At 42.6% G+C, this 25,650-nt stretch carries 21 protein-coding genes; 10 read left to right on the top strand and 11 right to left on the bottom strand.

Annotated features, from left to right (window positions below):
• The first annotated feature begins 7 nt into the window (after positions 1-7).
• From AC04MN_RS05980 to AC04MN_RS05945, 8 genes are all read left to right on the top strand, one after another.
• Complete coding sequence (locus AC04MN_RS05980; RefSeq protein WP_475382280.1) at positions 8-1,390, top strand: translocation protein TolB; 1,383 nt, start codon at positions 8-10, stop codon at positions 1,388-1,390.
• Complete coding sequence (locus AC04MN_RS05975; protein WP_475382278.1) at positions 1,383-3,773, top strand: [protein-PII] uridylyltransferase family protein; 2,391 nt, start codon at positions 1,383-1,385, stop codon at positions 3,771-3,773. The genes AC04MN_RS05980 and AC04MN_RS05975 overlap by 8 nt, the downstream gene beginning before the upstream one ends.
• Before the next feature lie 166 nt (positions 3,774-3,939).
• On the top strand, positions 3,940-4,440 hold the full coding sequence (locus AC04MN_RS05970) for a peptidylprolyl isomerase (RefSeq protein WP_475382962.1): 501 nt from the start codon (positions 3,940-3,942) through the stop codon (positions 4,438-4,440).
• A 190-nt stretch (positions 4,441-4,630) separates the two neighbouring features.
• Positions 4,631-7,570: a hypothetical protein gene (locus AC04MN_RS05965; RefSeq protein ID WP_475382277.1), complete on the top strand. Its 2,940-nt coding sequence runs from the start codon at positions 4,631-4,633 to the stop codon at positions 7,568-7,570.
• 127 nt (positions 7,571-7,697) lie between these two features.
• Positions 7,698-8,390 (top strand): hypothetical protein, encoded by a 693-nt coding sequence (locus AC04MN_RS05960; protein ID WP_475382276.1) that lies wholly within the window; start codon positions 7,698-7,700, stop codon positions 8,388-8,390.
• Between the two features lie 96 nt (positions 8,391-8,486).
• Positions 8,487-9,059 carry a phosphatase PAP2 family protein gene (locus tag AC04MN_RS05955; protein ID WP_475382275.1) on the top strand — a complete coding sequence of 191 codons (573 nt, stop codon included), beginning with the start codon at positions 8,487-8,489 and terminating at the stop codon, positions 9,057-9,059.
• Entirely contained in the window at positions 9,056-10,045 is a 990-nt protein-coding gene (locus AC04MN_RS05950) for an SDR family oxidoreductase (RefSeq protein ID WP_475382274.1), read from the top strand. Before AC04MN_RS05955 ends, AC04MN_RS05950 begins: the two co-directional genes overlap by 4 nt.
• Complete coding sequence (locus tag AC04MN_RS05945; RefSeq protein WP_475382273.1) at positions 10,042-10,866, top strand: transglycosylase domain-containing protein; 825 nt, start codon at positions 10,042-10,044, stop codon at positions 10,864-10,866. The genes AC04MN_RS05950 and AC04MN_RS05945 overlap by 4 nt, the downstream gene beginning before the upstream one ends.
• Here AC04MN_RS05945 and AC04MN_RS05940 read toward each other — a convergent pair.
• Both AC04MN_RS05940 and AC04MN_RS05935 read right to left on the bottom strand, forming a co-directional pair.
• The gene (locus tag AC04MN_RS05940) at positions 10,863-11,654 is read right to left on the bottom strand and encodes an ABC transporter permease (RefSeq protein ID WP_475382272.1); all 792 of its coding nucleotides are present in this window, start codon (positions 11,652-11,654) and stop codon (positions 10,863-10,865) included. The two genes, AC04MN_RS05945 and AC04MN_RS05940, sit on opposite strands and share 4 nt — an antisense overlap.
• Before the next feature lies 1 nt (position 11,655).
• A complete protein-coding gene (locus tag AC04MN_RS05935) occupies positions 11,656-12,582 on the bottom strand; it encodes an ABC transporter ATP-binding protein (RefSeq protein ID WP_475382271.1) in 927 nt (308 codons plus the stop codon).
• A 224-nt stretch (positions 12,583-12,806) separates the two neighbouring features.
• Here AC04MN_RS05935 and AC04MN_RS05930 point away from each other — a divergent pair, with 224 nt between their 5' ends.
• Complete coding sequence (locus tag AC04MN_RS05930; RefSeq protein WP_475382270.1) at positions 12,807-13,697, top strand: S1 family peptidase; 891 nt, start codon at positions 12,807-12,809, stop codon at positions 13,695-13,697.
• A gap of 42 nt (positions 13,698-13,739) precedes the next feature.
• Here the strand turns inward: AC04MN_RS05930 and typA are convergent, their stop codons facing one another.
• From typA to lysC, 4 genes are all read right to left on the bottom strand, one after another.
• Positions 13,740-15,560, bottom strand: a complete 1,821-nt coding sequence (gene typA, locus AC04MN_RS05925; protein ID WP_475382269.1) for a translational GTPase TypA — start codon at positions 15,558-15,560, stop codon at positions 13,740-13,742.
• A 70-nt stretch (positions 15,561-15,630) separates the two neighbouring features.
• Positions 15,631-16,644, bottom strand: coding sequence for a tRNA dihydrouridine synthase DusB (gene dusB, locus AC04MN_RS05920; protein WP_475382268.1), 1,014 nt, complete (start codon positions 16,642-16,644; stop codon positions 15,631-15,633).
• Between the two features lie 127 nt (positions 16,645-16,771).
• The gene (locus AC04MN_RS05915) at positions 16,772-17,377 is read right to left on the bottom strand and encodes a nitroreductase family protein (protein ID WP_475382267.1); all 606 of its coding nucleotides are present in this window, start codon (positions 17,375-17,377) and stop codon (positions 16,772-16,774) included.
• A 9-nt stretch (positions 17,378-17,386) separates the two neighbouring features.
• Positions 17,387-18,751, bottom strand: coding sequence for a lysine-sensitive aspartokinase 3 (lysC, locus tag AC04MN_RS05910; RefSeq protein ID WP_475382266.1), 1,365 nt, complete (start codon positions 18,749-18,751; stop codon positions 17,387-17,389).
• A 36-nt stretch (positions 18,752-18,787) separates the two neighbouring features.
• Here lysC and AC04MN_RS05905 point away from each other — a divergent pair, with 36 nt between their 5' ends.
• Entirely contained in the window at positions 18,788-19,264 is a 477-nt protein-coding gene (locus tag AC04MN_RS05905) for a hypothetical protein (protein ID WP_475382265.1), read from the top strand.
• A 19-nt stretch (positions 19,265-19,283) separates the two neighbouring features.
• Here AC04MN_RS05905 and mltG read toward each other — a convergent pair whose 3' ends face one another.
• From mltG to AC04MN_RS05880, 5 genes are read right to left on the bottom strand one after another with little or no spacing between them, the layout of a single operon-like run.
• Entirely contained in the window at positions 19,284-20,366 is a 1,083-nt protein-coding gene (mltG, locus tag AC04MN_RS05900) for an endolytic transglycosylase MltG (protein ID WP_475382264.1), read from the bottom strand.
• On the bottom strand, positions 20,367-21,863 hold the full coding sequence (locus AC04MN_RS05895; RefSeq protein ID WP_475382263.1) for a succinylglutamate-semialdehyde dehydrogenase: 1,497 nt from the start codon (positions 21,861-21,863) through the stop codon (positions 20,367-20,369). It abuts the gene before it with no gap.
• Positions 21,864-21,865: 2 nt separating this feature from the next.
• Positions 21,866-22,909 (bottom strand): arginine N-succinyltransferase, encoded by a 1,044-nt coding sequence (locus AC04MN_RS05890; RefSeq protein WP_475382262.1) that lies wholly within the window; start codon positions 22,907-22,909, stop codon positions 21,866-21,868.
• Positions 22,906-24,252, bottom strand: coding sequence for a M20 family metallopeptidase (locus AC04MN_RS05885; RefSeq protein WP_475382261.1), 1,347 nt, complete (start codon positions 24,250-24,252; stop codon positions 22,906-22,908). The genes AC04MN_RS05890 and AC04MN_RS05885 overlap by 4 nt, the downstream gene beginning before the upstream one ends.
• A complete protein-coding gene (locus AC04MN_RS05880) occupies positions 24,253-25,629 on the bottom strand; it encodes an aminotransferase class III-fold pyridoxal phosphate-dependent enzyme (RefSeq protein ID WP_475382260.1) in 1,377 nt (458 codons plus the stop codon). It abuts the gene before it with no gap.
• Positions 25,630-25,650 lie beyond the last annotated feature (21 nt).

Raw genomic sequence — 25,650 nt, 5'->3', positions numbered from 1 at the left:
TTGAATTATGCTGAAGACTATCTCGTCACTGGCTCTTTTGCTTTGTCTATTTTTCTCTCAACTTAGCTCTGCCCAGTCGGATATTAAAATCGATCTTGGAAAGGCAAAAACAAAAAAGAGTCTGGTGGCTTTTCCGCCTCTTCAGTTTATTGGTAGTCCTGTCGGCAATCGTTATCAAACCGTGGGCGCCGAAATATTTAGCGTGGTCACCAACGATCTAAACGTGGCCCCATATTTTCAATTTATTCCCCAAAAGGCATTCCTTGAAGACACCTCAAAGACAGGACTCACGCCAGCTCCAGGAAATCCAAAAGGATTTCGTTTCCAAAGTTGGTCCGCAATCGGAGCCGAGTTTCTAATTCGGGGTGCTTTTTCATTAGCTGGTGACGAATTATCTCTTGAGGCCTATGTTTATCACGTTGGAAAAGCTCAATTAATGATGGGCAAAAAATATAAAGGCACCTCTGGATCTGCCAGAAGAATTGCCCATACTTTTGCTAATGATGTCCTTGAGGCATTGACTGGCAAAAAAGGTATGTACCTTTCAAAAGTGGTCATGACAAGTGACCGCGGTGGTGGCAAAGCCAAAGAGGTCTATATTATGGACTGGGATGGAGCCAATCTAATTCAAGTCACCAATCATCGTAGTATTGCCCTTTCCCCCGCTTGGTCTCCTGATGCAAAAAAAATCGCCTACACAGCTTATGTCATGCGAAAGGCTACCAAACTTAGAAATGCCGATTTATTTATTTACGAGCTTGGCACTGGCCGCCGTACGATGACTTCTTATCGACAAGGCATAAACTCGGGGGCCAATTTTGACCCGGATAGAAAGCATATCTACTTAACAATCTCTCAGGGAAAATCCCCGGATATTTATAAGATGTCAACTGAGGGTGCCATTGTAAATAAACTTACTAATGGTCCCATGGGTGCTATTAACGTTGAGCCTGCAATCTCTCCGGATGGAAGTAAACTTGCCTTTTCATCGGATCGAGCAGGTCGCCCGATGATTTATGTCATGAATTCCGATGGAAGCAATGTCAAACGCATTACTTTTGCTGGGGCGTTCAACTCTTCTCCGGCATGGTCCCCAGATGGAAGTAAAATTGCTTTTGCCGCACAAGATAGTGGAAACTTCGACATCTTTGTTATGAATGCAGATGGAACCGGCATGATTCGGCTGACTTCTGCGCGCAAACCCAACGGTCGGCCCGCAAACAATGAAGATCCTTCGTTCTCTCCGGACGGCCGTTTTGTGATGTATACTTCAGATCGAACAGGATCAAACCAAGTTTATATATCTACTGTTGAAGGCACTGAAGAGCGACGTGTGACTCAAGATAATCACAACTATTTCAAACCTAAATGGTCGATCAACATTGAATAAAGACCTGCATCAAACGATTGATAGATATCGAAATATACTTGGGCTAAAAAATGCAGCCCCGAGTTCTCAAGCTATCGATAATTTAAAATTTGATCTCAGAAAGTATCGGCATCAGGGTTGGATTCTTGCTGCCGAACAGAGTCTTCTAGGACAAACTCCACTTGAAGTCTGCAAACTCTGGAGCCTGCATTCGGAAAAGGTATTAAACAAAGCTTTTGAGTTCTGTTTCAATCCCGAAAAATTTATTCTTTTGGCTTTTGGAAAACTTGGATCTTACGAGCTGAACGTCTCTTCGGATGTGGATATCTTGGTGATCTCTGTTGAAAACTCTGAAGACGATTGGCGCCCGGCTTTGCGACAATTTCAAAATTTACTTTCGGAAAATAACTCTGCAGGATTTTGTTATCGCATTGATTTCGATCTTCGCCCCGGAGGCCGCCATGGGCCACTTATACCTAGTCTTGATCAATTTGAAGACTACTACGGAAATTACGGGGAAACCTGGGAACGTCTGGCACTATTAAGGGCCCGTGCTATAAATGGACCAAGCAGTGCTATCGAGCGACTAAATTCTTTTATGGAAAAGTTCATATGGAGAAAGCACTTGGACTTTTCCTTAATGGACGATCTAAAAAAATTGCGCTCTAAAATTCAAGGGTCATGGTCATTAAAAAATAATTCTGGATTTAATTTAAAGATGAATCCAGGGGGCATCCGCGATATCGAACTTTTTTGTCATGCCCTACAAGTTATTCATGGCGGACGAGCTAAAGAAATAAGAACCAGACAAATCCCAAACTCTTATCGGGCGCTTGCGGATAACAAGTTAATACCTCAAAGCGACGCTGATTTTTTAATCCAGCTTTATACCGATTTACGAGCCTTAGAAAATTACACTCAAAGCATCAATGACGAACAAACCCATATCTTCCAAATAGATGATTTTACACCTGCTTGGGCCTCTGGGCTCTTTACGACAATTCCGTCACGATGCCAACGATGCGCCGAAGTCGTTGCTGATATTTTAGGTGATTTCGGAGAGCACAGCAGCCTCAAAGTCCAAGAAATCGCCGAAGAGCTTTCGGTCAGCCAGGACGAATCCATGCAGGCCGACTGGAATGAAATTCTTGAAACCCCGGTGTTCTCGCGTAATCGAACTCGAGACGAGATTCTTAAAAATGAATTTCTTCAAAGATTTATGGAAAACCTGACCTCGAATCGTGGAGACAAAAAACGAGCGGTATCGCTACTCAAAGATTTTATCAAAAAGACGAAGGCCAAAACCAGCTTCTTCGAACTTTTACTTCGCAACGAGACTCTTCATAATGAAATTTCCTGGCTTTTTGGACACTCGCCTTATTTGGCGGGAATTCTTGTTCGTAGACCCGAATTACTTGATAGCTTTATTTACCGGAAACAAGAAATTAATAAGTCCGATTGGAGCGAGCTACTTTCCGGCCTTCTGGAAAAAAAATTACTGCATGAATTATTGAGTGGATCAGATTACCTTCGGACAAAAGATCTTCCTAAGCTTCAAAAAAGATGCACTGACATTGCGGATGAAATCACTTCGCTTTTAGATGAAAAATTGAAAATCGATTTTCCAAATACCTTACAGATCGAGCGACTTGGTAAATGGGGCGGCCGCGAGTTAGGACTTCGATCAGACCTTGATTTTATATTTATCACTGAAGATGAACCAACAGATCTCGACCTGAAGGCAGCCCGAAGATTTATCAACCGTTTGACCGAAGCCCAATCCGGGGGCTCACTTTATGCAACAGACATGCGTCTTCGCCCCAATGGAAAAGGGGGGCCACTTATCTCGACCGTTAAAGATATCACCGACTGGCTTTTAAATGATGCGGCACTTTGGGAACGCCAAGCTTGGCTAAAATCAAAAAACTTTCAAAAGCTTTGCTTAAATAGAAAGATATCTAAATCGAACTGGAAGCAACATTTAGACGAGCTATGGAAAATTCAAAATGGCCTTTACGAAAATGTCGTGGCAACGGGTGCTAACAACTGGGACTTAAAATATTCTCCGGGTGGTTTCATCGATATTGAGCTGGCGTTACAAACAAAGATTCTAATGGAAGAACCGGTTCTTTCTGGAACTTCGACCATGGATTTCTTTTCATCATTGGGTCTTCAAAAAAGTATTCTTGCGATGAACTATTCACGCATGCGTCAATTCGAACAAATGTTACAGCTCACATCAGCCCACAGCATCACAAATATAGGTGAAAATCACGAGTGCTTACCACAGGTTGCCGAGGCGCTTCATTTAACTCCAAATCAGCTCGTTCAAGAGCTCACCCAGATCTTCAATCGGAATTTACAAGAGCTTAATAAACTTGACCCTCGCAGGACCTCTCAATAAGAGTAAAGGGACATACAGAATTTGAGGAGGGCTTATGCCTGAGAGAATTCATTTACGAAAGATTCTCTGGATTTATTTATGTGCGTTTTTCTTAGTTGCTTTCAGCTTCCATGCAGACGCCAAAGACAAAACGAAAGAATCAAAAGATGCAAAGAAGGGAAAAGAAATGATTGCTGTTTTTGATACGAACAAAGGAACTTTCAAGATCAAGCTTCACCCAGAAAAAGCTCCTAAGACAGTTGAAAACTTCGTCGGCCTTGCAGAAGGCACTAAAGAATGGACTGATCCTAAAACGGGCCAAAAAGTTAAAAAGCCTTTCTATGATGGTTTAGTTTTCCACCGCGTAATTCCTAATTTTATGATTCAAGGTGGATGCCCACTTGGACAAGGAACTGGTGGACCTGGCTACCGTTTCGACGATGAATCTAACGACCTTAAGCACTCTAAGCCTGGAATTCTTTCGATGGCGAATGCAGGACCAAACACTAACGGTTCTCAATTCTTTATCACGGTTGCTGCGACACCTTGGTTAGATGGCCGTCACACAATTTTCGGCGAAGTGATCGAAGGCATGGATATCGTTTATGACATCTCTAAAGTTCGCACTGGTTCAATGGATCGTCCCGTAGAACCGATCACAATTAAAACTGTTAAAATCGAAAAGTAGTATTCTCTTTTCGAAACAGACTTAAAAAGCTCGAGAGTCTCTCTCGAGCTTTTTTATTTGTCTAAGTCATTCCAATAAATAGCGCAAATTGTCCGTTTCTATGAATGAGACAGGTCAAATTAAACAGGTTCGATTTAATAGGCATCAGACTTGCTTCACTCCTTGGTAGGAAGAACTACGAGGAGAGTGTATGAAAATGAGACTATGGCTTAAAAATCTTACGAAAGCCTTGATCATTACCCAGCTGACGGGACTACAAGCCTTTGCAGAAACCACTCCTGCGGAACAACTTTCAAAACAAGACCAAATCAAGCTTGGCCAATATCGTGATTTTCTAGAACCAATGGGTTACGAAATGAACGTAGATAAGGCAAAGCGTATTGCCTATGTCGTAGATAAGAATACGAAGAAATTGGCCATGGAAATTCCCATGGATGATGCTCAGAATCTTAAGAAATTTTCCCCCAAATCCGTAAACCAAATGGTCCTTGAACAAATGACCAAGATGAAAACGGCCAATAAAATGGCGTGGGAACACTCTTATAAAAACCTACCAACTGAATCAGCAGTCTTTTTTATGGCCATGGGAGCAGTCGTCGCAGGACAACTCATCGCAAACTACTCTCAGAATCCAGTGGCTATGCAACAACACATTCAGCACTCAATGTCCCCAGTGGGTGTTATGTCCTTCTGGGCATTTATGTACTCTCAGGGTGTAACCTCAAACGTTCTTATGATGTACATGAAAAATCCAAAGTTTCATCACTTCATCCCGTATCTTGGAATGACCGTCGGCGCTTTTGTTCAATCTTATATCTCTTCAGTAGCATCAGATCCCAACGTACGTGCTTGTGGTAATGTTCTTTTGGGCAGCAAGGTCACTCCAGCAATGAAAGAAGCCGGCGTTGCTGACGATCCTTGTGAAAAAGCCTACGAGCATCTTGTTATTAAGAAAAAGATCTGGGAGTTCGCACCGGGTATCGTTTCAATGTTAGCATCATCCGCACTGGCAGGGGTTCTTCAGTCACTTGCAACCAAAGCGGTTTTACGACTTACTGGTGTTGATATTGCCATGTGGTTAATGCCAGGATCAATGCAAGTAAAAGGTGTTCGTCTTCTTCTTGTAAAAGGACTTCAAATCACCTTCTTCGTCGCTCTGGATACTTTGATTTCTCGGCATATCATCTATGCATGGAAAAATATCGTGGATGCGGCCGACATCAACGATGTGAATGACGCCTTAGTAAAAGAAATTTCAGATCAAAAAAGAATGCAATGGAAAAAAGACAGCAAAGGTATGCTTGAAGCCTTGAAAGAGTTGCGCCAAAAAGGTTCCGACTGGCGCATGACCAATATGACAGAAGTCTATGAATCCCATCAGTCTTGGTCTGAAAATTTAAACAACCTAACTTCGATGTATAATACCTCTTACAACGTTTACTCACACTTCATCAATGCCGTAAGGGACTATCGTGCTGGTGGTGACTCGGTTAAAATGTTGGATCGCACTTACCCACTTTATGGAGTGAAAGCGGCCAATATGAAAGCCGGGTCGGAAGACCTATACCACTCGTTTCCACAAATGGTTCAAGGTGCTCAGCTCGAAACAATACAATCGGTTGTATCGCAGATCGACGCCAACTTAAATAGTGATGCATATCAAAAGCAATTACGTCTATGGCCGCAAGAGATTAAAACCATCAAAGGCATCCGTGATATGCTGGCAAATTCTGACCTAAAAGTTATTGCAAAAGGCCTTGAAGAACTAAACAAGCAAATCATGATTGCTGTTCAGACTCAGCACAGAACTCGTGATTATGTAATTGAGCTCAATAGCATCTATGGAGCTTTGGGTAAAAATATTAAACCCTTAATGCAGCCAGGCCGAGGCTTCTTAGCTACCTACGAAGACTCTCCGTCTAATGCGCAAATGTTTAAAGGCACTCCTTACCCGCGATCTTCTGGTATCTTTATCACGGGTAAAATTTCGGATTACCTAACGGCGCAAATGGTCTGTGGGCCTGATGTGGAAAAAGGTGAAAAAGTTGTTAAACACCGAATGGGCTTTGCTGCCCAATTCATTCCGCCGACTTTGCGTGCAGCCAATGATGATTTTTCGAATTACTGTGACGGCATTTTGCCAAACAAATCAGTAGAGATATTCTATGGCCTTCCGTATAAGTCTAACGACGGTAAAACTTATGCTGGACCCATTGACTATCTTAAAAACCGCATGCGCGATGGCGTGATCGCTCAGGCGGACTCTTTCGATAAATGGTGGAATAAAAACACCGAGCAACAAATTAAAACTGAGTTCAGACAATACGAGAATAGCTATTCGGAAATGATCTCTAAAATGATGGAAAAGCTAAATCGTACAGATAGCTCTTTCATGAACCGCGGTCCCCTATCAAATGGTGTATTGATCGCTATGTTCCAAGAAATTCGTATGAATCAATTGATCTTAGGTGAAATTCTAAGAGACACGGTAAAAGCTAATAAGCAGGTTCTCTCCACTGACCTGTTGGATCCTAAAATGGAAGAAGCAGTTAAGTTTGCGCGTAAAGAAGTGAATTCGGATGAGCTTCCGTTGCTGTCACTACTGTCACGCTCATCGACACTAGAGTGGGACCGCCTTACTCAACCTTTCACCAAAGTCTCTGAAATCAAAGGGGCTACTAAGATGCCAACGGGTTACCGTCTTAAAGTACAAAGTGAAATCGAAAATGAATTTGCACGCATGAACGGTCTTCTTCAAAAAATCAAAGTTGTCGAAGATGGGGATGTCTTCAAGGTAGATTCGCCGGTTCTAAACTCGCAATTTGAAGAGCAGTTAGGTGCAATTCAAATTAAGCTAACAAACTTCGCAGATCTAATGGGTATCGGCGAAGCACCTGAAAAGGCAGTTGTTCAGCTTACTCCGTCTCAAAAAGAGATTGCACTTGCCGCTCTTGAAAATCTTAGAAACCTAGGTATGGAAATGATGATGTTCGGAAATATCGCAAACGCTGTTACTTGGAGCAAAATCCGCCAAATTGAAAATCTCAATATGGCACAACAAGACCTAAACAGACGTGTTGGCGACAAGCTTCAAGGCATGCAGGGTCGTCTCACTCCGGGATCTCACTAAGACCTGCTGATGGCACATGACTTGAAGTATAAGAATTTGAACGATTTAAATACAAATTAATTAATACAGAGCCTCTAAGAAATGACAAAAAGGGGGCCCTGTAAAAAGAAAGAACAAGGGAGAACACATGAAAGCTAAGTTTATTTTGGGAATGGCACTATCGTTTACACTAGGCACAACTGCAATGGCAGCGACTTCTGGTAAGGTCAACGTTCGCGAATCTTTAATTGAATATTCCGCTAAGGTAAAGACAGCGGCCTTCGGCAAATCCGCAGGAGCAAAAGGTCTTTCTGGCCAAGCTCTTAAAGAAGCTCAAAATAAAATTGTTAATGAATTGCAACTTCCTGCCAGCAAAAACTCGACGCTTTCAATGGCCCTTGCTGATGGCGCTAAAACTCACCAGCGCATGGATAACTTGGCAACTGTAATCGCAGCTAAAAAAATGTCTGTAGAAATCGCAAAAGTCGATGCCGCTCAGGCAAAATCCATTGAGCAAGCAGCAGATGCCTCTGCAAAACTAATTGCAAACTCTGCGCTTACTGGTGCAAGAACATCTGTAAAAGAACTCTCGGCTTCCGAGTTGTCTATGGTCACTGAAGCTTTGACGAAGCTAGAGTCACTTCCAGAGTCCATTTTAACCAAATTTGATGTTCGGGAAAGAGACTCTTACACCGCTATCTTGAATCGTCATGACCAACTTATCGAATCTGGCACAAAAGGCTCTTCGGAAGAGGCATTTGTTCAGGCAATTATGGAAGTTAAAAAGATCGATAAAACAAAAGCTCTTGAAATCGTCAAAAAGTTAAAAGAGTGCGTATAAACCCTATCCCCGTGTTCGTTTCTCCAAAAAGCCCCCGATCCTTGGGGGCTTTTTTTTGCTCATGACATTCCATAAATTAAGCTATAGATTTTTCTCATGCTTGAATGGATCCTCCAACTAGATCAAAAACTACTTCTTTTTATTAATCGAGATCTTAGCAACTCGTTTTTTGACAGAATCATGCCCGCAATTACAGACTTGCATAAAGCATCTTGGTTTAAAGTCATTGTTCCACTGCTTCTTTTTCTTCTTTTTTGTTATAAATTTCGCTTGAAAAAGGGCTCGCTTATTTTTGTAGGTCTCTTGGTAAGCCTTGGCCTATCCGATTTTTTGGGAAATCAGCTATTCAAACAAACTGTTCAGCGTGCTCGACCTGGGGACACCCCCTCTATCTCAGTTCAGGTTCGTAGTCCCTATGGGGGCTATAGTTTTGTTTCAAATCACGCTACGAATATGTTCAATCTAGCCACATATACGGCATCCTTTATACCAGGTTCTCAAGTCATTCTTTATCCAACAGCGGCCTTAATTGCGTATAGCCGAGTTTACAACGGAGTCCACTTTCCACTAGATGTGATCTGCGGAGGTCTTTTCGGTTCCATGGTAGGAATGACAGTTACTCGTTTGGTTAGATCTTTGTTGAAACGAATCAAGGAAGAAAAGAAATGAAAAAGGTATTAGTCACCGGAGCAAATGGATTTTTAGGCGCATGGGTAACTAGAAGATTAGTCCAAGATGGCCACGAGGTATTTGCCCTAGTCCGTAAGAACAGTGATCTTAGCGAACTAGACAAAGTTCCATGCAAATATATCTATGGTGATGTCACAGATCTCGCCAGCTTGCATTCTGCTTTTGAAGGAATCGACACTGTTTTCCATCTTGCCGGAGTCATCGCTTACAAAAAATCCGATCGACCTCTTATGGACAAAGTGAATGTTCAAGGGACTCAAAATGTTGTTGATGCGGTTCATGCGCAAAAGGTGAGACGCCTTGTTTATCTATCTTCAGTGGTCGCGATAGGTGGGACTTTTGATGAAGTTCCATTAAACGAAAATTCACCTTATACCATTCATAGTTTGAATCTTGGATACTTCGAAACCAAACACCTTGCAGAGAAGATTGTGTTAGGTGCGTGCTTCGAAAATAAAATCGACGCCGTAATACTGAATCCATCGACTATCTACGGAGAAGGCGATGCTAAAAAAGGCAGCCGAAAGACACAACTTAAAGTAGCTCAAGGTAAATTTAAATTTTACACGTCAGGTGGTGTTAACGTGGTTGCCGTTGAGGATGTCATCGACGGAATTATGGCGGCTTGGTCCAAAGGAAAAAACGGAGAAAAATACATTCTTGCTGGTGAAAACATAACCATCAAAAATCTTTTTTCAATGATCGCAAAAGAAGCCGAAGTTCCTGCGCCAAATTTAAAAATACCTAATTTTGTTTTGCATGTTATTGGAATTTTCGGAGATCTGCTTTCAAGCCTAGGCTTAAAAGCTTCCTTAAGTCGAGAAAATGCATATACAGCTACGATGTTTCACTGGTTCGATTCATCCAAGGCGCAAAGAGAACTCGGGTTTAAGCCACGCCCTGCCCAAGAGGCCATAAAAAATAGTGTTGGCTGGATGAAAAAGAATGGATTGCTAGAAAAATGATAAAGTTCTTTTTTGTTGGTCTTAGCTTAAGCTTATCAGCTCTTATTACTTTATGTATTTGGGGTCTATCGCAGATCCCCAGTAAGGAAAAGATTAAAGGCTGTTTTACCACCAAAATGTATGAAGTGGAGCTTTGCCCTGGTGGGCCCCAATATGTTCCATTGAATCAGATATCTAAATATGTACAAAAGACATTAATTTTAGCAGAAGATTCGACCTTCTATCAACACCACGGGTTCGATTGGGAATCGATCGAAAAGAATGCCAAAGAAACCCTAAAAACTAAAAAATATAAACGGGGCGGCTCAACGATCAGTCAACAGCTTGCAAAAAACCTATTCTTGACCCAGGAAAAGACCTTAGCTCGAAAAGCTATTGAAGCAGTCTTGACACTTAAGATCGAGCAAAGTCTGTCAAAAAACGAAATTTTAGAGCGTTATTTAAACGTTGTCGAATTTGGCGATGGTATTTATGGAATTAAGGCAGCAGCTCTTTTCTACTTTAAGAAAAAGCCTTCAGAGCTTGATGTGGCCGAATCGGCTTTTTTGGTAATGCTTTTGCCAAATCCCATAAAATATAGTGCTTCATTTCGAAAGAAAGAGTTGACCAAATTTGCTAAGAATCGACTAACTCAATTAATCGAGAATCTATACCAATATCAAAGAATAGACATTAGCGAATATGACATTGCAATGGCTAGAGTGGATACCTTCTTCAACCAGTTTACGAAGATGGACTTAAATCAAAGTCCTACTAGTCCAGCCAAAGCAGAAAGTGAAAGCGATTCTAATCAGTCCGAGTTTGAAGACGACTTTCTTTAATTTAGAAGCCGTCGTCCAATTCTATGAATTGAAATCCGAGTAAAAAGAAATACTAAAAATACTAAGTAAGCTACATTGATAATAATGATCCAATTCCAACTACCACTAAGTATTGTCCTAACGGCATGCACCCCGTGTGTAAGTGGCAACACCCACGCAAATAGTTTTAGCCCAGAAGGAAGTTGTTCTAAGGGAAAATAAGTTCCGCTAAGCAAACTCATTGGAACTATAATTCCTGAAGTTGAATAGACAAATGAATCATAGTTTTTAGCAACAGAGGTCATAATCATTGCAAAGCTTGCGAAAACCCAAGAGACCACAAATAAAATTGGTATCGCTAAAAATATTCGCCAGCTGTCAATCAATCCAATAAAACTTGCTACGACAACCACACCCAGCACACCAAAAAAACTTTTGCACGAGGACCATAACAGCTCACCAAAGACAATTTCTTCCGGTCCCACCTGAGACAACATAATTGTCGAGTAGGTCTTTTGATGAGTTAATTTTGTGTATGAACCATAGGTGCCTTCAAAAAATGCGACCATCATCGCAGTCGAGCAAAGCAAAGCAGGCAGGAAGAATTCAATGTAACTCATCCCCCCCATGTTCGAAACAAAGGCTCCAAGACCAAATCCAATGGCACCAAGATAAATTGTCGGCTCTAAGACAATCCAGAACAAACTAACGAGCCAAGTTTTTTTGAAGTAAAGAAAATTTCGCTGCCAGACTTTTACAGCTCCAACTTGAATTCCATTTTTTTCAAAGAATTTATTCTTTAATGCCATATTACTCGTCTCTTAACTCGTGACCGGACAGTTTTAAAAACACATCGTTCAAAGTAGGTCTTCTAAGCGTGATACTATCTGTTGGAATAAGATCTAAGACCTTCCGCCCCTCTTGTCCTTCGCGCACCAAAACTGCCACGCGATTTTTAATGACCTGATAAGAATATCCATTTTCACGAAGGCGATTTAAAAAATATCCTAAATCAACTGGGTTTGTTTCAAACTCAACAATTTCTTTTCCGATGTGCTCAGAAATAAGATCTTTGGGCCGACCAATAGCTAACACAACTCCTCGGTCCATTATTGCAACTCGATCACACATGACTTCAGCTTCTTCCATGTAGTGTGTTGTTATCACAATAGTCGTTTTTTCTGTCTTCAATTGCCTGAAGAAATCCCATACCCAGATGCGCACTTGCGGATCTAGGCCGGATGTTGGCTCGTCCAAAAATAACAATTCAGGATTATTCAAAAGTCCTCTAGCAATTGCCAACCTTCGCTTCATACCGCCACTTAAAGTCTCAACCGATCGATCCTGGTAGTCCTCTAGCTTCATCAGACGCAGCAATGTCTGAGCTCGCACTTCAGCTTCTTTTGGCGTGATACCAAAGTAGCTTGCGAACACTAAAAGATTCTCGATCACTGTGAAATCGGGATCCAATCCGTCATCTTGGGGTACGACACCAATTCTTGATTTAATTTCACGAAAATTCTTTTTTACATTGAGGCCGAGAACATATAACTCGCCGGTTGTGACAAGCGATGTGCAATACATCATCTTCATCGTCGAGGATTTGCCCGCACCGTTGGGGCCTAGCAGGCCAAAGCATTCGCCCCTTTCGATTTCGATATTCAATCGATCGACGACAATTTTTTCACCATAGGTTTTTACCAGATCTTTAGCTTCGATGACGATTTGTCTGTTCATAGATATAGCCTACCCCTCTAAGCAAGTATCTACAATCATTGGGAAATTGAGCCCAAAGAAGCCGTCTTTGGGCCAGCCCTTCCCTTCACTCCCAAACCTGTCCATAAGACTTTTTTATGGAATCAAACGATTTATTCGATTTGATCTTATAGATCACGCCGGACTATATCCAATATTCACAGGACGCGAGGCGGACTGAATAACGAGGGGATCCAGGAGGGGATATGTTATCGGGGAAAGTAAAAACACTCACACAAATTGCTTTAGTCACAGTGGTTGCAGCCAGCTTATTGGCATGTGCTCCACAAAAACTAGAGACTCAAGATCTAGCACAGAACGTAGATCAGTCGACCGAAGCCATAGTTAATGGCTCCGCAGTGAAATCTTCAGATGTGCTTGGACTTTCCACGGTTGCACTTTACGTAAGTCTTCCATCTCGGGGCGGAGGAACACGCTTTTTAAATTTTTGTACAGGAACTTTGATTGCCAAAGAGCTTGTTTTAACTGCGGCTCACTGTTTTGCAGACTTTGCTGAAGAGCTGGGCGTAGATATCGAAACACTTCGCCCCTTGGTCAAAGTAGGATTCGGCCTTCCCGTCGCTAAAGATCTTAAGGACTCTCGAGTTGTTTTCCGCGGCATCAAATCAGTGCAAGTTCACCAAGACTACGTTGTAAACTCCGTTCAAACTGCAACTGAAGAGCCCATGGAAGATATCGCAATGCTACGTTTAGATGGTGAAGCGCCTGAATCGGCTAGAACTGCTGCAATTCCAACGGGAACTTCTCACCTAGTAAAAGGAAAATCAGTGACCTTAGTGGGCTTTGGATTAACAGATGGTCTTTACCAACAAAGCGCAGTTGAAATGAATAAAGTAACCGTAAAGATCGACAACCCAAAACTAACTTCAAGCCAGTTTACTTACTCGGTCGTTAACGGAAAATCGGCTTGCAGCGGAGACTCAGGTGGACCCGCTTACATAAAAAGTGGCAGCAAAGTATTTGTAGTCGGCGTGACTTCATGGGGAGACCGCTTCTGTAAAAGCATCGGCGCCTACACTTCGGTAGCAGCATTCGTACCTTGGATAATGCAAACTGCACAAACACTGATGAAATAAAAAAAGGGCTGCACATAAGCAGCCCTTTTATTTTGAAACAGACTAGTTAGCTTCTTTCGCGGCTCTTGCGCGTTTGTTTGGATCCAATTCGCGGCAACGAAGACGGATGTGCTTAGGAGTCACCTCGATCAATTCGCTGTCTTTGATCCATTCCATGGCTCTTTCCAATGTGAACTTCTTCACAGGGACAAGACGGATCGCTTCATCCGAACCAGAGGCACGAACGTTAGTTAACTTCTTCTCACGAGTGATGTTCACTTCAAGGTCGTTTTCCTTAGCGTGTTCGCCAACGATCATACCGTCATAAACTTCTTCAGTTGGTTGAATCAACATCACGCCACGCTCTTGCAAGTTCCAAATAGCGTAAGCTGTTGCAACACCTTTTCGGTCAGAAATCATCGCACCATTCAAACGGCTTTCGATTTCACCTTTGTATTCATCCCAACCATCAAATTGAGTGTTTAACAAACCTGTACCACGAGTGTCCGTCAAGAAATCAGAACGGTAACCGATCAAACCACGTGAAGGAATACGGAATTCCAAACGTGTACGACCCGAACCCTTAGTATTCATGTTAACCATGATACCTTTACGACGACCAAGCTTCTCGGTCACAGCACCCACATAAGCATCTTCGATATCAATAACCGCATGCTCCATTGGTTCCATCTTCTTGCCATCAACTTCTTTGAAGACAACTGTCGGCTTAGAAACACAAAGTTCGAAACCTTCACGACGCATTTGTTCGATCAAGACGCCCAATTGCAATTCACCACGGCCGATAACTTTGAAAGAATCCGTGCTGTCGGTTTTTTCTACACGAATCGCCACGTTGAAAAGAAGTTCTCTTTCCAAACGTTCAAAGATCTTACGTGAAGTTACGTTCTTACCATCAAGACCAGCAAATGGACCGTTGTTCACCGAGAACACCATACCCACTGTCGGTTCTTCAACAGTGATACGTGGAAGTGGACGAGGATCCAAAGCAGAAGTAATAGTGTCACCGATAGTGAAATCTTCCATACCCGCAACGATCGCCATATCACCCGCACCAATTTCTTGGGCTGGAACTTGCGAGTTTACTTTGTATTGGAACAACGCTGTTACGCGCACTTTCTTTTGTCCCTTTTCTTGAACAACAAGAACTTCGTCACCAACTTTAACAGTACCACCCATTACTCGACCAATCGCCAAACGGCCAACGTAGTCGTTATAAGAGATGTTAGAAACCATCATTTGGAATGGGTGGTTTTCTTCGATCTTTGGTGGTGGAACTAGATCAACGATAGCATCGTAAAGACACTGAAGGTTTTCAGTGCGAACATTTGGGTCCAAAGTCGCCATACCTTCACGGGCAATGGCATAAACGGTGTGGAAATCACACTGTTCTTCAGTTGCATCAAGGTCGATAAATAGATCGAAGATCTCGTTATGAACTTCTTGAATACGAGCATCAGAACGGTCGATTTTGTTGATACAAACGATAACTTTTTTGTTACCTTCCAAAGCTTTTTTCAAAACGAAACGAGTCTGTGGAAGTGGACCTTCTGAAGCATCACAAAGAAGGATACAACCATCAACCATGTTCAAGATACGCTCAACTTCACCACCGAAGTCACTGTGTCCCGGTGTATCTACGATATTTACTTTAATATCTTTGTAAGTAAAAGAAGCGTTCTTCGCAGCGATAGTGATTCCACGCTCTTTTTCAAGATCCATAGAGTCCATCAAGCGCTCTTCAACGTGTTCGTTGTCACGGAAGGTACCTGCTTGTTTAATTAGATGATCCACGAGTGTAGTTTTACCGTGGTCGACGTGCGCGATAATCGCGATATTTCTGATCTTCTTTGGATCTTGAATCATTAACTTCTCCTATAAATTCAAACCTAAATACAAACTTCAAAAAACCTAAAACAAAAACGGCCCCTTGTTGCTAGCCGTGTCCACCCATCAAGAAAGGCTCGTGAGAGGTGTCTTCTTGTTGTGTGATTGCCAATCCGTTGAAAAACTCTACGGCATGTTCTAAAACTTGCTGAGTGTCTTTGGTGGCAAAAATATTTTTCCTGAATTGGGAGGCCCCAGGATAACCAGTCGAAAACCAAGCTGCAAACTTTCTGAGTTGCAGTCCCACAACGTGCTCATCGCAATGCTCTTGGATCTCTTTTGATAGTTCAATGAACAGAGTTCCAAAGTCTCTTTTTTCGAGCGACAATTGTTCACCACGGTATAGTGCCAAAGCATCCTGAAAGATATAAGGATTTTTTAAACATCCTCGACCAATCATCACACCGTCACATCCTGACGACTTTAACCGATAAATCGCCTGTTGTGGTGTCAAGATATCGCCATTTCCAATTATTGGAAGCTTTGCTGAAGCCTTAACTTCAGCAATATAGTCCCAATTGGCGTCCCCTGAATAGCCTTGCGCCCGAGTTCGACCGTGAATGGCCATCCAAGCCGCCCCCTCATTGAATGCCACTTTGGCAGTCTCAATGGCATTGACGGAATTTGCGTCCCAACCCGTGCGAACTTTGATAGTCACTGGGATTTTTACCGCCTGAACACAAGCGCGAACCACATTGCCTAAGTGAACCAGATCTTTCAGCGCTGCTGAGCCTGCGCCCTTTTTTACGACTTTGGGAACCGGACAGCCAAAATTGATATCTACAAAATCAGCACCTGTCGCCTCGACAGCCTTAGCGGCTTTTGCCATCACTTCCGGCTCTTCTCCAAAGATTTGCAAGCCAACCGGTCGTTGAGTTTCATCAAAACTCATCATTCTCAATGTCTTAGAGTTTCCATACTCAATCCCAGTTGCAGATATCAACTCACTAACGACCACACCCGCGCCACGGCTGCGCATGAATTTTCTAAATGGGTGATCGGTGATTGCCGCCATCGGCGCAAGCACGAAGGGGTTCTCTTTCAAGGATTCAACTGGATTCATAAGCCGAGCGTTATATCACAGACCCTTGCAAAACGGCCATGAAAATATATGCGAGCCTCAAACTGTAAGAATGGGACCCCAAATCAGTGTAAATTATTTAAATAACTGAGTTTTTATCACCCTAGGGCTACTCTAACCAGTGAATTCGCCCCTCTACCTGTCGAGGAGCCTTCGGAGGTTCATGATCGGGCCAGCCAATAACCAAGCCGCAAAGCAGCTCTAACTCGCCATTTTTGTATTCGGGTAGCTGATCCACGCCTAAAAATCGATCCACATCTTCTTTAATTTCCAAGGGTGCCCCCATCGTACAGCATCCCAATCCCTCGGCGACACAAGCTAAGTTAATATTCTCGACGGCCATGTATACGGAACCGATACTAGTATGGTAGCGCTCATCCGCCGAGTTATGGCTATAGGCAAAGACCAGAACAGGTGCATCGCCTAAGGTATAAAAGAACCGCTGGGTAAATTCATAAAGAGACGGCTTCAATCGCTGGCTTAATATGTCCTTAATGCCTTCCCAAGATTTTTGTGAGTGCTTTAGATAGGCCTCTCGCTTGGCTCCAGTCACAACAAAAAATCGCCAATTTTGACGATTCTTGCCCGATGGTGCTTGCATTCCAGCGGCAAGAATTCGCTCGATTATCTGACGATCAACCGGCTGGTTCTTAAACTTTCGAATCGAGCGTCGCTGCTCAAGCAATTGATAAAAATGTTCCTTAGAGAAACTCATAAAACCTCTTCAGCCCTCGATAAATGTCTTGTGAAGTCGTTGAATAACCTCGTTACCTTTATCTTCAGCAACCAAAAAGCAAAAGTTATGTTTACTAGCACCTAAGCAAATCATCCGAACATTAATGTCGGGAATTGCCTCAAAAATCTTTTTTGCCAATCCTGGAGTATGATTAATATTATTTCCAATCAATGAAACCAGACAAAGATTTTCTTCAACTTGCACATCTGCAAACTGTGACAGGTCAGCTACTAACTTACGATTTAAAAGAGCCGAATCATCTAAAGTCACAGACACAGAAATTTCAGATGTCGTAATAGCATCGATCGAAACTTTATGATCATTAAAGACCTTAAAGATCTGAAACAAGAAGCCATGAGTATGTAACATTTCTGGAGTTGAAATCGTGACAAGAACCTGCTTCTTTCGAGTTGCCATTGCACGAATCAATGGATGTTGATCCACCTCTTTGCGGACCCAGGTTCCCCGGGCTCCCGACTCGAAGCTCGACCCCACGAAGACCGGAATATTTTTTCGAATCGCAGGCAACAAGGTTGCTGGATGCAGAACCTTTGCTCCAAACGTTGCAAGCTCTGAAGCTTCTTTAAAAGAAATTTCATCAATGGCTCGTGCGGCTGAACAAATTCGCGGATCTGTAGTCGCTATGCCAGGAACGTCTGTCCAAATTTCAAGAATATCAGCATTAATTCCTTCGGCAAAAATGGCTGCAGAGTAGTCACTTCCGCCTCGCCCTAACGTCGTCGTAAAACCATCTTCAGTGCAGCCAATAAAGCCTTGGGTCACATAGATTACTTCACCCTGAATGCAAGACTGCATCTTTGCAGAACAAAGCAGAATGATCGATTCCGTCATCGGCCGAGCTTTACCAAAATTATCATCGGTTCTTAGAACATCTCGGGCATCAAAAAGCTCGGCCTTCACATTAAGCCCTGCCTTTACCAGCTCGTCGTTAAAGGCTTCTGTAAACAACAAAGAGGACATTCTTTCGCCCAAACTCTGCATAGTGTCCAAAGCTTTTAAAGAGCAGTCCTTCAAAAAATGAATGCCCTTAGCAATGGACTCCATTTCTTCGTATAGCCGATACAACTTTTGCGCACTTGTCGCTGAAATTTTCAATTCTGCTGCAATTTTATCATGTTTGGATTTAATTTTATTGATGATCTCTTCTGACTTGTCCCACGTACTTTGCTGGGCCGTCTGAGCAAGGGCAATAAGATCATTTGTCGTCCCCGATGTTGCAGAAACAACGACCACAGAAGACTCTTGTTTAATAGAGACGCGAGCGCTTCTGCGCATGCACTCGGCGTCTCCCATCGATGTTCCACCAAATTTAGATACGATTCGCTTTTTCATAAGGACAACGCTATCAAATTATGGCAGGCTTTCAATATGAATGCTCAACGAACCGCCATTATTTTTTTGATATTTCTTGCCCTGGCTTGCACCACTGTGGCCGTAGTTCCTAGCCTACGCTTAAAAGCAAAAGCTCTAGTTTCCTCTGAACAAAGAACTATTCTTGCGAAAGTCGAAGGAGCCTTAGGTCCGAATGGGCCAAAGGTCACTGTACTAAAAATTGAAAGTGCCGATGGCTTATCGTTAGAGATTTTCGAAAACATCGAGGATGGGCAAGCTTCATTGCTTGCAAAAATTCGTCTTGATGAAAAGCGCGATGCTCATTTTACTTATCAAGGAAATGCAACTAATTTGGCTATTGGTGATATGGAAGGCGATGGAACAATGGAAATCTTCGCTCCTGCTTTTGACGATCAAATGATAGCTCGGCTAAATATCTATAAGTTCAACCCTGATACAAAATCTTTTGATCGCATTAACTCTTCCCAATCCGAATCCAATATTAGCAAATAAAAAGGGCCAAACGGCCCTTTTATTGATTAGAACTCTTATTTAAATCTCTCCAACTTTTGCCCTCTCGAGCCTTTGGATCCAGTTGAAACTGTCGAACGGCTTTTACATGATCTTGATAATTTTCAGTAAATACATGAGTGCCATCATTTTGACTGACAAAAAATAAATAGCTTGAGGCTGCGGGCCGCAAGACCGCCGCTATGGCTTCTTTTCCAGGATTTGATATTGGACCAGGAGGCAATCCAGAGATCGTATAAGTATTGTAAGGAGTTGGATTCAATAGATCGGCTTTTGTTATGCTAATTTCAAGCTTTCCGTTAATCAAAGCTTTGCCATAAATAACAGTAGGATCCGTTTGCAAGCGCATTCCTTTTTGCAAACGATTATGGAAAACAGAAGCGATCAATGGTCGCTCTTGTTTTGCACCAGTTTCCTTTTCAACGATACTTGCAAAGGTCAAAACTTGATGACGGGTTAAATTTTGTGCTACCGGATCAATTGGAGCAGCATTTTTAACCTGATCAAAAACCTCTAACGTGGCCTTCACCATCAAAGTAACTAACTTTTGCATATTATCTTTACGAGACAACATATATGTTTCCGGATATAGATATCCTTCTAAAGAATCTAAGGGCTCGCCAACCACAGACATGATAAATTCTTTATTAGTTACTAGCGCCGCAAATTCTTGAGCAGTTCCCAGACCTGCCTTTTCCACCAATGCGGCAATTTCAAAAAGATTATAACCTTCCGGTATAGTAATCGGTCTTTGAATGCTTTTTCCCGAAACCAATACACTGAGGACCTCATCGGGATACATATTTGTTCTAAACAAGTATTCGCCAGTTTTCATCTTAGAGCGCTGACCGTTTAGTCGTGCATACCAAGACAAGAACTGAGCATTACGAACCACGCCCGCAGTTTCTAAGTCTTTTGCAACTTGGTTAAACGAAGTGCCCGAGTTGACCTCATAAACAACTTCCACAGCCTGATCTGCTGGTCGGGTTGTTTTAAAGTTCCAGTAAAGATAACCAGTGGCACCAGCCAACCCTAAAGCAACCAAAATAATTGATATGATCGAAATGACGACTGCCTTTTTCATTTATTTCCAATCTAGATTCATTCCAGGAAGAGCCTTGGTAATATCCAACGGCGTCGGGTCCTCCAAAGATCCCACAGGAACTGTGCAATATTGAATCGCATAGTGAGCAGAAGCTCGATCATTTCCAGATTTTCCCATTCCGCCAAAAGGTAAGCGCGAGCTTGCACCATTTGTCGTGCGATTCCAGTTTAACAAACCAACCCGGGCTTTAAACAAAGCATCTTCATATAAGGCCTTATCTTTGGTAAACAAGGCCATAACCAAGCCATACCCCGTAGAGTTAACAATATTCATTGTTTCTTCCCAATTTCCTGACTGATAAATTGCGACATTGGGCCCAAAAATTTCCGATTTTTGATAGACGCTATTTGGATCAAACTTTTTCACTAAGTGGATGGAAGGAGTTACGTAGTGCCCTTTGTGCTCTAGTTCTAACGACTTACCCCTCATTAAAGATTCGCAGTTTTCCCGATTAGCAATTTCTTGGAAGCGAATATATTTTTCCACTGCCGAGCCGTTAATTAGCGGCCCCATAAATGGATTTTTCGACCAGTGACCGATGCTTAACTTCTTTGCCGCTTCATAAAATTTATTCGTAAATTCATCAGCAAGTTTCGGGTGAACGATAATTCTGCTTGTACATGAACAGCGCTGTCCGGCAGTCATAAATCCACCAACCAAAGATTCATAAACAGCCTTATCCAGATCGGCATCTTCCCAAACCACAGTGGCGTTCTTACCACCCATTTCTAATGCTAAGATTTTCCAGTAGTGCGTTAAGGTCTCTTGTTTAATTTTTAAGCCCACCTCATAGGAACCCGTGAATAAAACTCCGTCCACGCCTTCATGAGCCACCAGACGACGACCGGTTTCTCCATCACCTTGAACTAAGTTGAACACTCCTTCTGGCAATCCGGCATGATGAATCAACTCGGCCATATATTGACCTACGGCCGGAGTCTGTTCGGACGGCTTGAAGACAACTGTATTTCCAGCAACCAAGGCTGGAACAATATGCCCATTTGGCAAGTGTGCGGGAAAATTAAATGGACCTACTACGGCCATCACTCCCCGTGAGCGATGGCGAATCACTCCATCTACTTGCGGCAAGGCATTTGAAATGCGCTCTTCTTCAACAAGCTTTAACGAATGATTAAGAGTAATATCGATCTTCGCTCCAAGAGCTTTAGCTTCAGTGAGAGCTTCCCACATTGGCTTTCCAGTGTCGCGAGCGATCACCTCAGCCATTTTATCTGCGTGAGAGTCAAAAACTTCTTTCAATTTCCATAAATAGGCCTTGCGCTCTTCTAACGGAAGCGCTCCCCACTTCGGATACGCTTTTTTTGCAGACTCAACAGCCATTTCGACGTGGTCATACTTATAGGGTACCGTCAATACGAGGTCCTTTAGATCGGCCGGACTAAAGTTTTTGAACTCTCCATCACCCTTCGTGATATTTACAAACTTACCATTGATATAATCGCCTACGTAGTTCATCTTTAACCTCGTTTTTCAATTTCTTTTTGATAATAAAATGGAGAAGCAAATACGAAATCGCCCTTATCAAGTTCTAAGATCGCTCTTTGTTTTGCTGGAATACATATTTTGCCATCTCGAATATCCACTGGAGAAAGCACAGCCTTAAAATCTGTTGGACTAAATGTACCGACTAGATAGTGATCCTTATAAGATGCATCCGAGAACTCATCTACCTGTAACTTCTTTCCGTGCTTTACAGGAAGAACTTCTTTAGTTGGACAACCATAGTGAGGACCACCATCAAAAGGATCAACCTCTTCAATATATTCAAATCCTATATTTTCTAACAAATGCTGAGCGGGCTTAGTCGCTTCTCCAACTCGGCCCAACACCAAACGCGCTTTAGAGTCCAACAACGACATATAAATATCTTCGGTCGGAAACAGGCTTTCAATAAACTCTTTATTACTTTGCGATAAAAGATCCGCCTCTTGATAGGGTAGTCCCGTGAACCGTCGCCCCAAAGCCTCCCAAAATTCGCTACGACCTTCTTCGGTTAATGGCGGCGTTAGCTCGCATAAAACGCGATCTTCAAATTTTTCAGGGAAGGCCCCCATATACACAAACCGCACCAACGAGATTTGCTTGCCTAGTTTTTCTGGTCGACGTCGATAGGATTTATCCACCAGCAGTCCACCAATTTCCGTTGGGCCATCAACATCTATTTGAAAGCGAAGTACTTGATGAATAAAACCAATTCCCAAGTCCTGAGAGAAGTGGTCCTTCTTTAAAATTTTAAAATAGTTATGCGGAATCTCTTCTGTGCCGTGTTTTGCCATAATCAAAGAGCTTCCGACGATAAGCTTTTCCTCAAGATCTTCAACGACAAAAATATACTCTGACTTTGCTTTAGGAAGCTTGCCTGCAAAAGATTGAACTGATCTTTCAATCTTTTCCGTTAAAACTTTTCGATCCCCCGGAAGATTTAAAAGATTAAACTGTTTGGCTAAATCAACAAGTTGAGAAAGATCTTCAGTAGCCACTGGCCTAATTATGAAACTCATAAACAAATCCTTCCAATAATTCTTTTATAAAACTCGACAGCCAGCTCAAGATCCTTTAAAGCAATGTGCTCTAGCGGGGTGTGAGTGTTGTCTTGCCTTAGACCCGGACCAAATCCGACACACTCAATGCCGATACGACTAAAAATGCTGGCCTCATTCGTTGAAGCGTGCGTCCCCACCTCGTCCGAAAGATTCATCGCGCGCAGTTCGTCACGACATGCTTTTAGTAGCATGCTTTGCTCGTCCGTACGATAAGGCTTTTTATAGTCAACGATTCTAAAAACCGCGCCCACTTTTTCACAGGCCTCGTTAAGATTTTGCATCCAAGCTTCATACACTTGCTGGCTGACAATTGGCGGAATCCGACAATTGCCAGCAATGAAGATATGGTCCTCGAAGGTGCGGACCAGACCGATATTTAGTGTTGCAATATCTGGATCAAATTTATCATCTTTATAGCGAATGAAGTCTGACTCTAAATTTCGAATGGCTTTATATATAAATGCTAGCTTTTTTGCGATTGAATTTGCCGTGGGCTCCCCCATATCTAGCTCTAAAAATGCATGACTTGGAACTGTGTTAAAATTAGTTCCACCATCAGCCTCCATAATGTTGACCGAATCTGGCAACATTATGATGTGATCGAACATTTTTCGAATGGCACTCTCTCCCAATTGAGGCGCCGAGGAGTGCGCGGCCCTTCCGGTAAATAACTTTGATTGCGTCGACGTACTTTCGCGCAGATTGTGCGCTTCACGATACGAAAGTTCGGCTTCAGAAAAAGGGACTCTAATTTCAACGCTGGCAAAACCTTTGCCAGCGTTGGTAACTCGTAAATTTGAGGGCTCCCCAATGAGGGCCTTCTTGGCTGATATTTTATTTTTACGAATCAGCTTTAAAGCTCCTACCATTCCAGTTTCTTCCCCGAATGTTCCAACTATAACAGGAGGCAGTTTATAAGCGGTGATGTCTTTAAATTGCGAAAGCGCTTCAATCTTACAAAGAAGGTCTAATTTTGCCTCTGCAGAACCAAGTCCATAAATTTTTCCATCTTCAATAGTAGCATCAAATGGATTTTGACCATTCTTAATCCAAAGCTGAAATGGTCCCGGCGCAGGAGTGTCTAAATGATTCTGCAGCAGGAACTCATTTTCTCCGCGTTCGGAACTAGGCCGAATAATGATGTTGGCGTCTTCTTGATCTCCTGAAAATTCTTTCTGAAGCTCGACGCAAAGACCTCTATCCTCACAGTAGCTCTTTAACCACAACGCAAGCTCTAAAGAGCCCGTTGCTGGAGTACTCTCGATGGAAATAGCCTTGCGGCAAGCTTCAATAAAATTCAATTAAACACCCTCTAAAATTGTCTTTTCAATTACTTGCAGGGCTAAATCAATTTCCGAATCAGAAATAATGGCAGGCACCAAGAACCGCGCACGGACTGGCCCTTTCCCGCAAGGAAATGCAATTACTCCGTTATCAAATAACTTCTTAAGGAAGACATCAACCTGTTCTTTCTTGCCTTCAAATGGCGTGAACGCAATCATAAGTCCCATTCCGCCCGCATCTGAAACCAATCCTTTACATGTCGTCTGATTCATTTTGTTAAACCCATCGATAAATCGACGGTGAATCTGCATAATACGGCCTTGAGGTCCTAAAAATCCGTCCTGCAAGATATCCAGAATTTCCATTCCCGCTGACATACAAGCTGTCGCCCCCGAGAAAGTACCGGCAATCAAACCTGGTTTTGGATTATACTCTTCAGTGTAAAGGGTTGCACCCAATTGAGCGGTTTTAGCGATCGTCACGATATCGATATATTGGCCGATATTTAAAGTTTCAAAAGCAAATAATTCGCCCGTTCTAGTAAAGGTTTGAACTTCGTCGGCCCAAACAGCAATACCATTGGATTTACACAAATCTAACATTGGAATAAAAAATTCCCGAGGCGCAGCCTGATAACCGCCCTCTCCCAGCATAGGCTCGAAAGCAAAACATGCAATATTTTCTGCGCCCACTTTACTGATGTGCTCTTTCATTATGTTCAACGAATTTTGGATTGAATTAGCATCACTCTTTTCATAAAAAGGCACTCGTAAAATCTCGTTATACTCTGGCAGACCTTGTTTATAGGCTGGATTATCAGTCAATTCGGCCATCATAGTTGAACGACCTGCAAAAGCATTTTTAAAGGCTAATACATATTTTGCAGGCGATCTTTTTTGGCGTGCAATTTTTAGTGCGTTCTCGTTTGCCATAGTTCCACAAGTGGCAAACCAAGCGTGCTTTAGGCGTGAATTCTTGCCTGCCAACTTCACCAGCTTTTGGGTCATCTCGACATATTCCATGTTCGGCTGTAGATTCCCCTGGTTCACAATATCAGCCAAAGCGCCACGAGCAGCCGCTTTCATAACTCGAGGATGAGAGTGCCCCATTAAGTGAATTCCTATGCCGTTAATTAGATCTAGCTTCACAGATCCATCCATAAGTTCTACAAATGGACCACGGCCTGCACCAGAACCGATGTATGCATAATGAAGTGGGCGTCCACGAAACTTTGCGATCTCGTCAAGATGTCCTTTGAAGGCATCTTTAAGGTCCGCCTTTGCTGGGCGAATTCCATTTAGTTCGGAACTTGTTTTTCCAACTTCCGATACAAGTTGGTTGAGCATTGAATCAATGTTATTTGAAGTTTTAATTTGAGTTCCCAATAAAGACATAACTGGACCTTTCTGTGGATC

It is taken from the genome of Bdellovibrio sp. ZFWA1 (assembly GCF_056175665.1).
Note: the sequence above shows the minus strand (reverse complement) of the source record. Positions and strands in the feature narration are given on the sequence as shown.

Bases quoted from the DNA above. Each gene is read 5' to 3' on its own strand.
- AC04MN_RS05980 (WP_475382280.1), top strand. From the start codon at position 8: ATGCTGAAGACTATCTCGTCACTGGCTCTTTTGCTTTGTCTATTTTTC.
- AC04MN_RS05970 (WP_475382962.1), top strand. From the start codon at position 3,940: ATGATTGCTGTTTTTGATACGAACAAAGGAACTTTCAAGATCAAGCTT.
- AC04MN_RS05965 (WP_475382277.1), top strand. From the start codon at position 4,631: ATGAAAATGAGACTATGGCTTAAAAATCTTACGAAAGCCTTGATCATT.
- AC04MN_RS05960 (WP_475382276.1), top strand. From the start codon at position 7,698: ATGAAAGCTAAGTTTATTTTGGGAATGGCACTATCGTTTACACTAGGC.
- AC04MN_RS05955 (WP_475382275.1), top strand. From the start codon at position 8,487: ATGCTTGAATGGATCCTCCAACTAGATCAAAAACTACTTCTTTTTATT.
- AC04MN_RS05950 (WP_475382274.1), top strand. From the start codon at position 9,056: ATGAAAAAGGTATTAGTCACCGGAGCAAATGGATTTTTAGGCGCATGG.
- AC04MN_RS05945 (WP_475382273.1), top strand. From the start codon at position 10,042: ATGATAAAGTTCTTTTTTGTTGGTCTTAGCTTAAGCTTATCAGCTCTT.
- AC04MN_RS05940 (WP_475382272.1), bottom strand. From the start codon at position 11,654: ATGGCATTAAAGAATAAATTCTTTGAAAAAAATGGAATTCAAGTTGGA.
- AC04MN_RS05935 (WP_475382271.1), bottom strand. From the start codon at position 12,582: ATGAACAGACAAATCGTCATCGAAGCTAAAGATCTGGTAAAAACCTAT.
- AC04MN_RS05930 (WP_475382270.1), top strand. From the start codon at position 12,807: ATGTTATCGGGGAAAGTAAAAACACTCACACAAATTGCTTTAGTCACA.
- typA (WP_475382269.1), bottom strand. From the start codon at position 15,560: ATGATTCAAGATCCAAAGAAGATCAGAAATATCGCGATTATCGCGCAC.
- dusB (WP_475382268.1), bottom strand. From the start codon at position 16,644: ATGAATCCAGTTGAATCCTTGAAAGAGAACCCCTTCGTGCTTGCGCCG.
- AC04MN_RS05915 (WP_475382267.1), bottom strand. From the start codon at position 17,377: ATGAGTTTCTCTAAGGAACATTTTTATCAATTGCTTGAGCAGCGACGC.
- lysC (WP_475382266.1), bottom strand. From the start codon at position 18,751: ATGAAAAAGCGAATCGTATCTAAATTTGGTGGAACATCGATGGGAGAC.
- AC04MN_RS05905 (WP_475382265.1), top strand. From the start codon at position 18,788: ATGAATGCTCAACGAACCGCCATTATTTTTTTGATATTTCTTGCCCTG.
- mltG (WP_475382264.1), bottom strand. From the start codon at position 20,366: ATGAAAAAGGCAGTCGTCATTTCGATCATATCAATTATTTTGGTTGCT.
- AC04MN_RS05895 (WP_475382263.1), bottom strand. From the start codon at position 21,863: ATGAACTACGTAGGCGATTATATCAATGGTAAGTTTGTAAATATCACG.
- AC04MN_RS05890 (WP_475382262.1), bottom strand. From the start codon at position 22,909: ATGAGTTTCATAATTAGGCCAGTGGCTACTGAAGATCTTTCTCAACTT.
- AC04MN_RS05880 (WP_475382260.1), bottom strand. From the start codon at position 25,629: ATGTCTTTATTGGGAACTCAAATTAAAACTTCAAATAACATTGATTCA.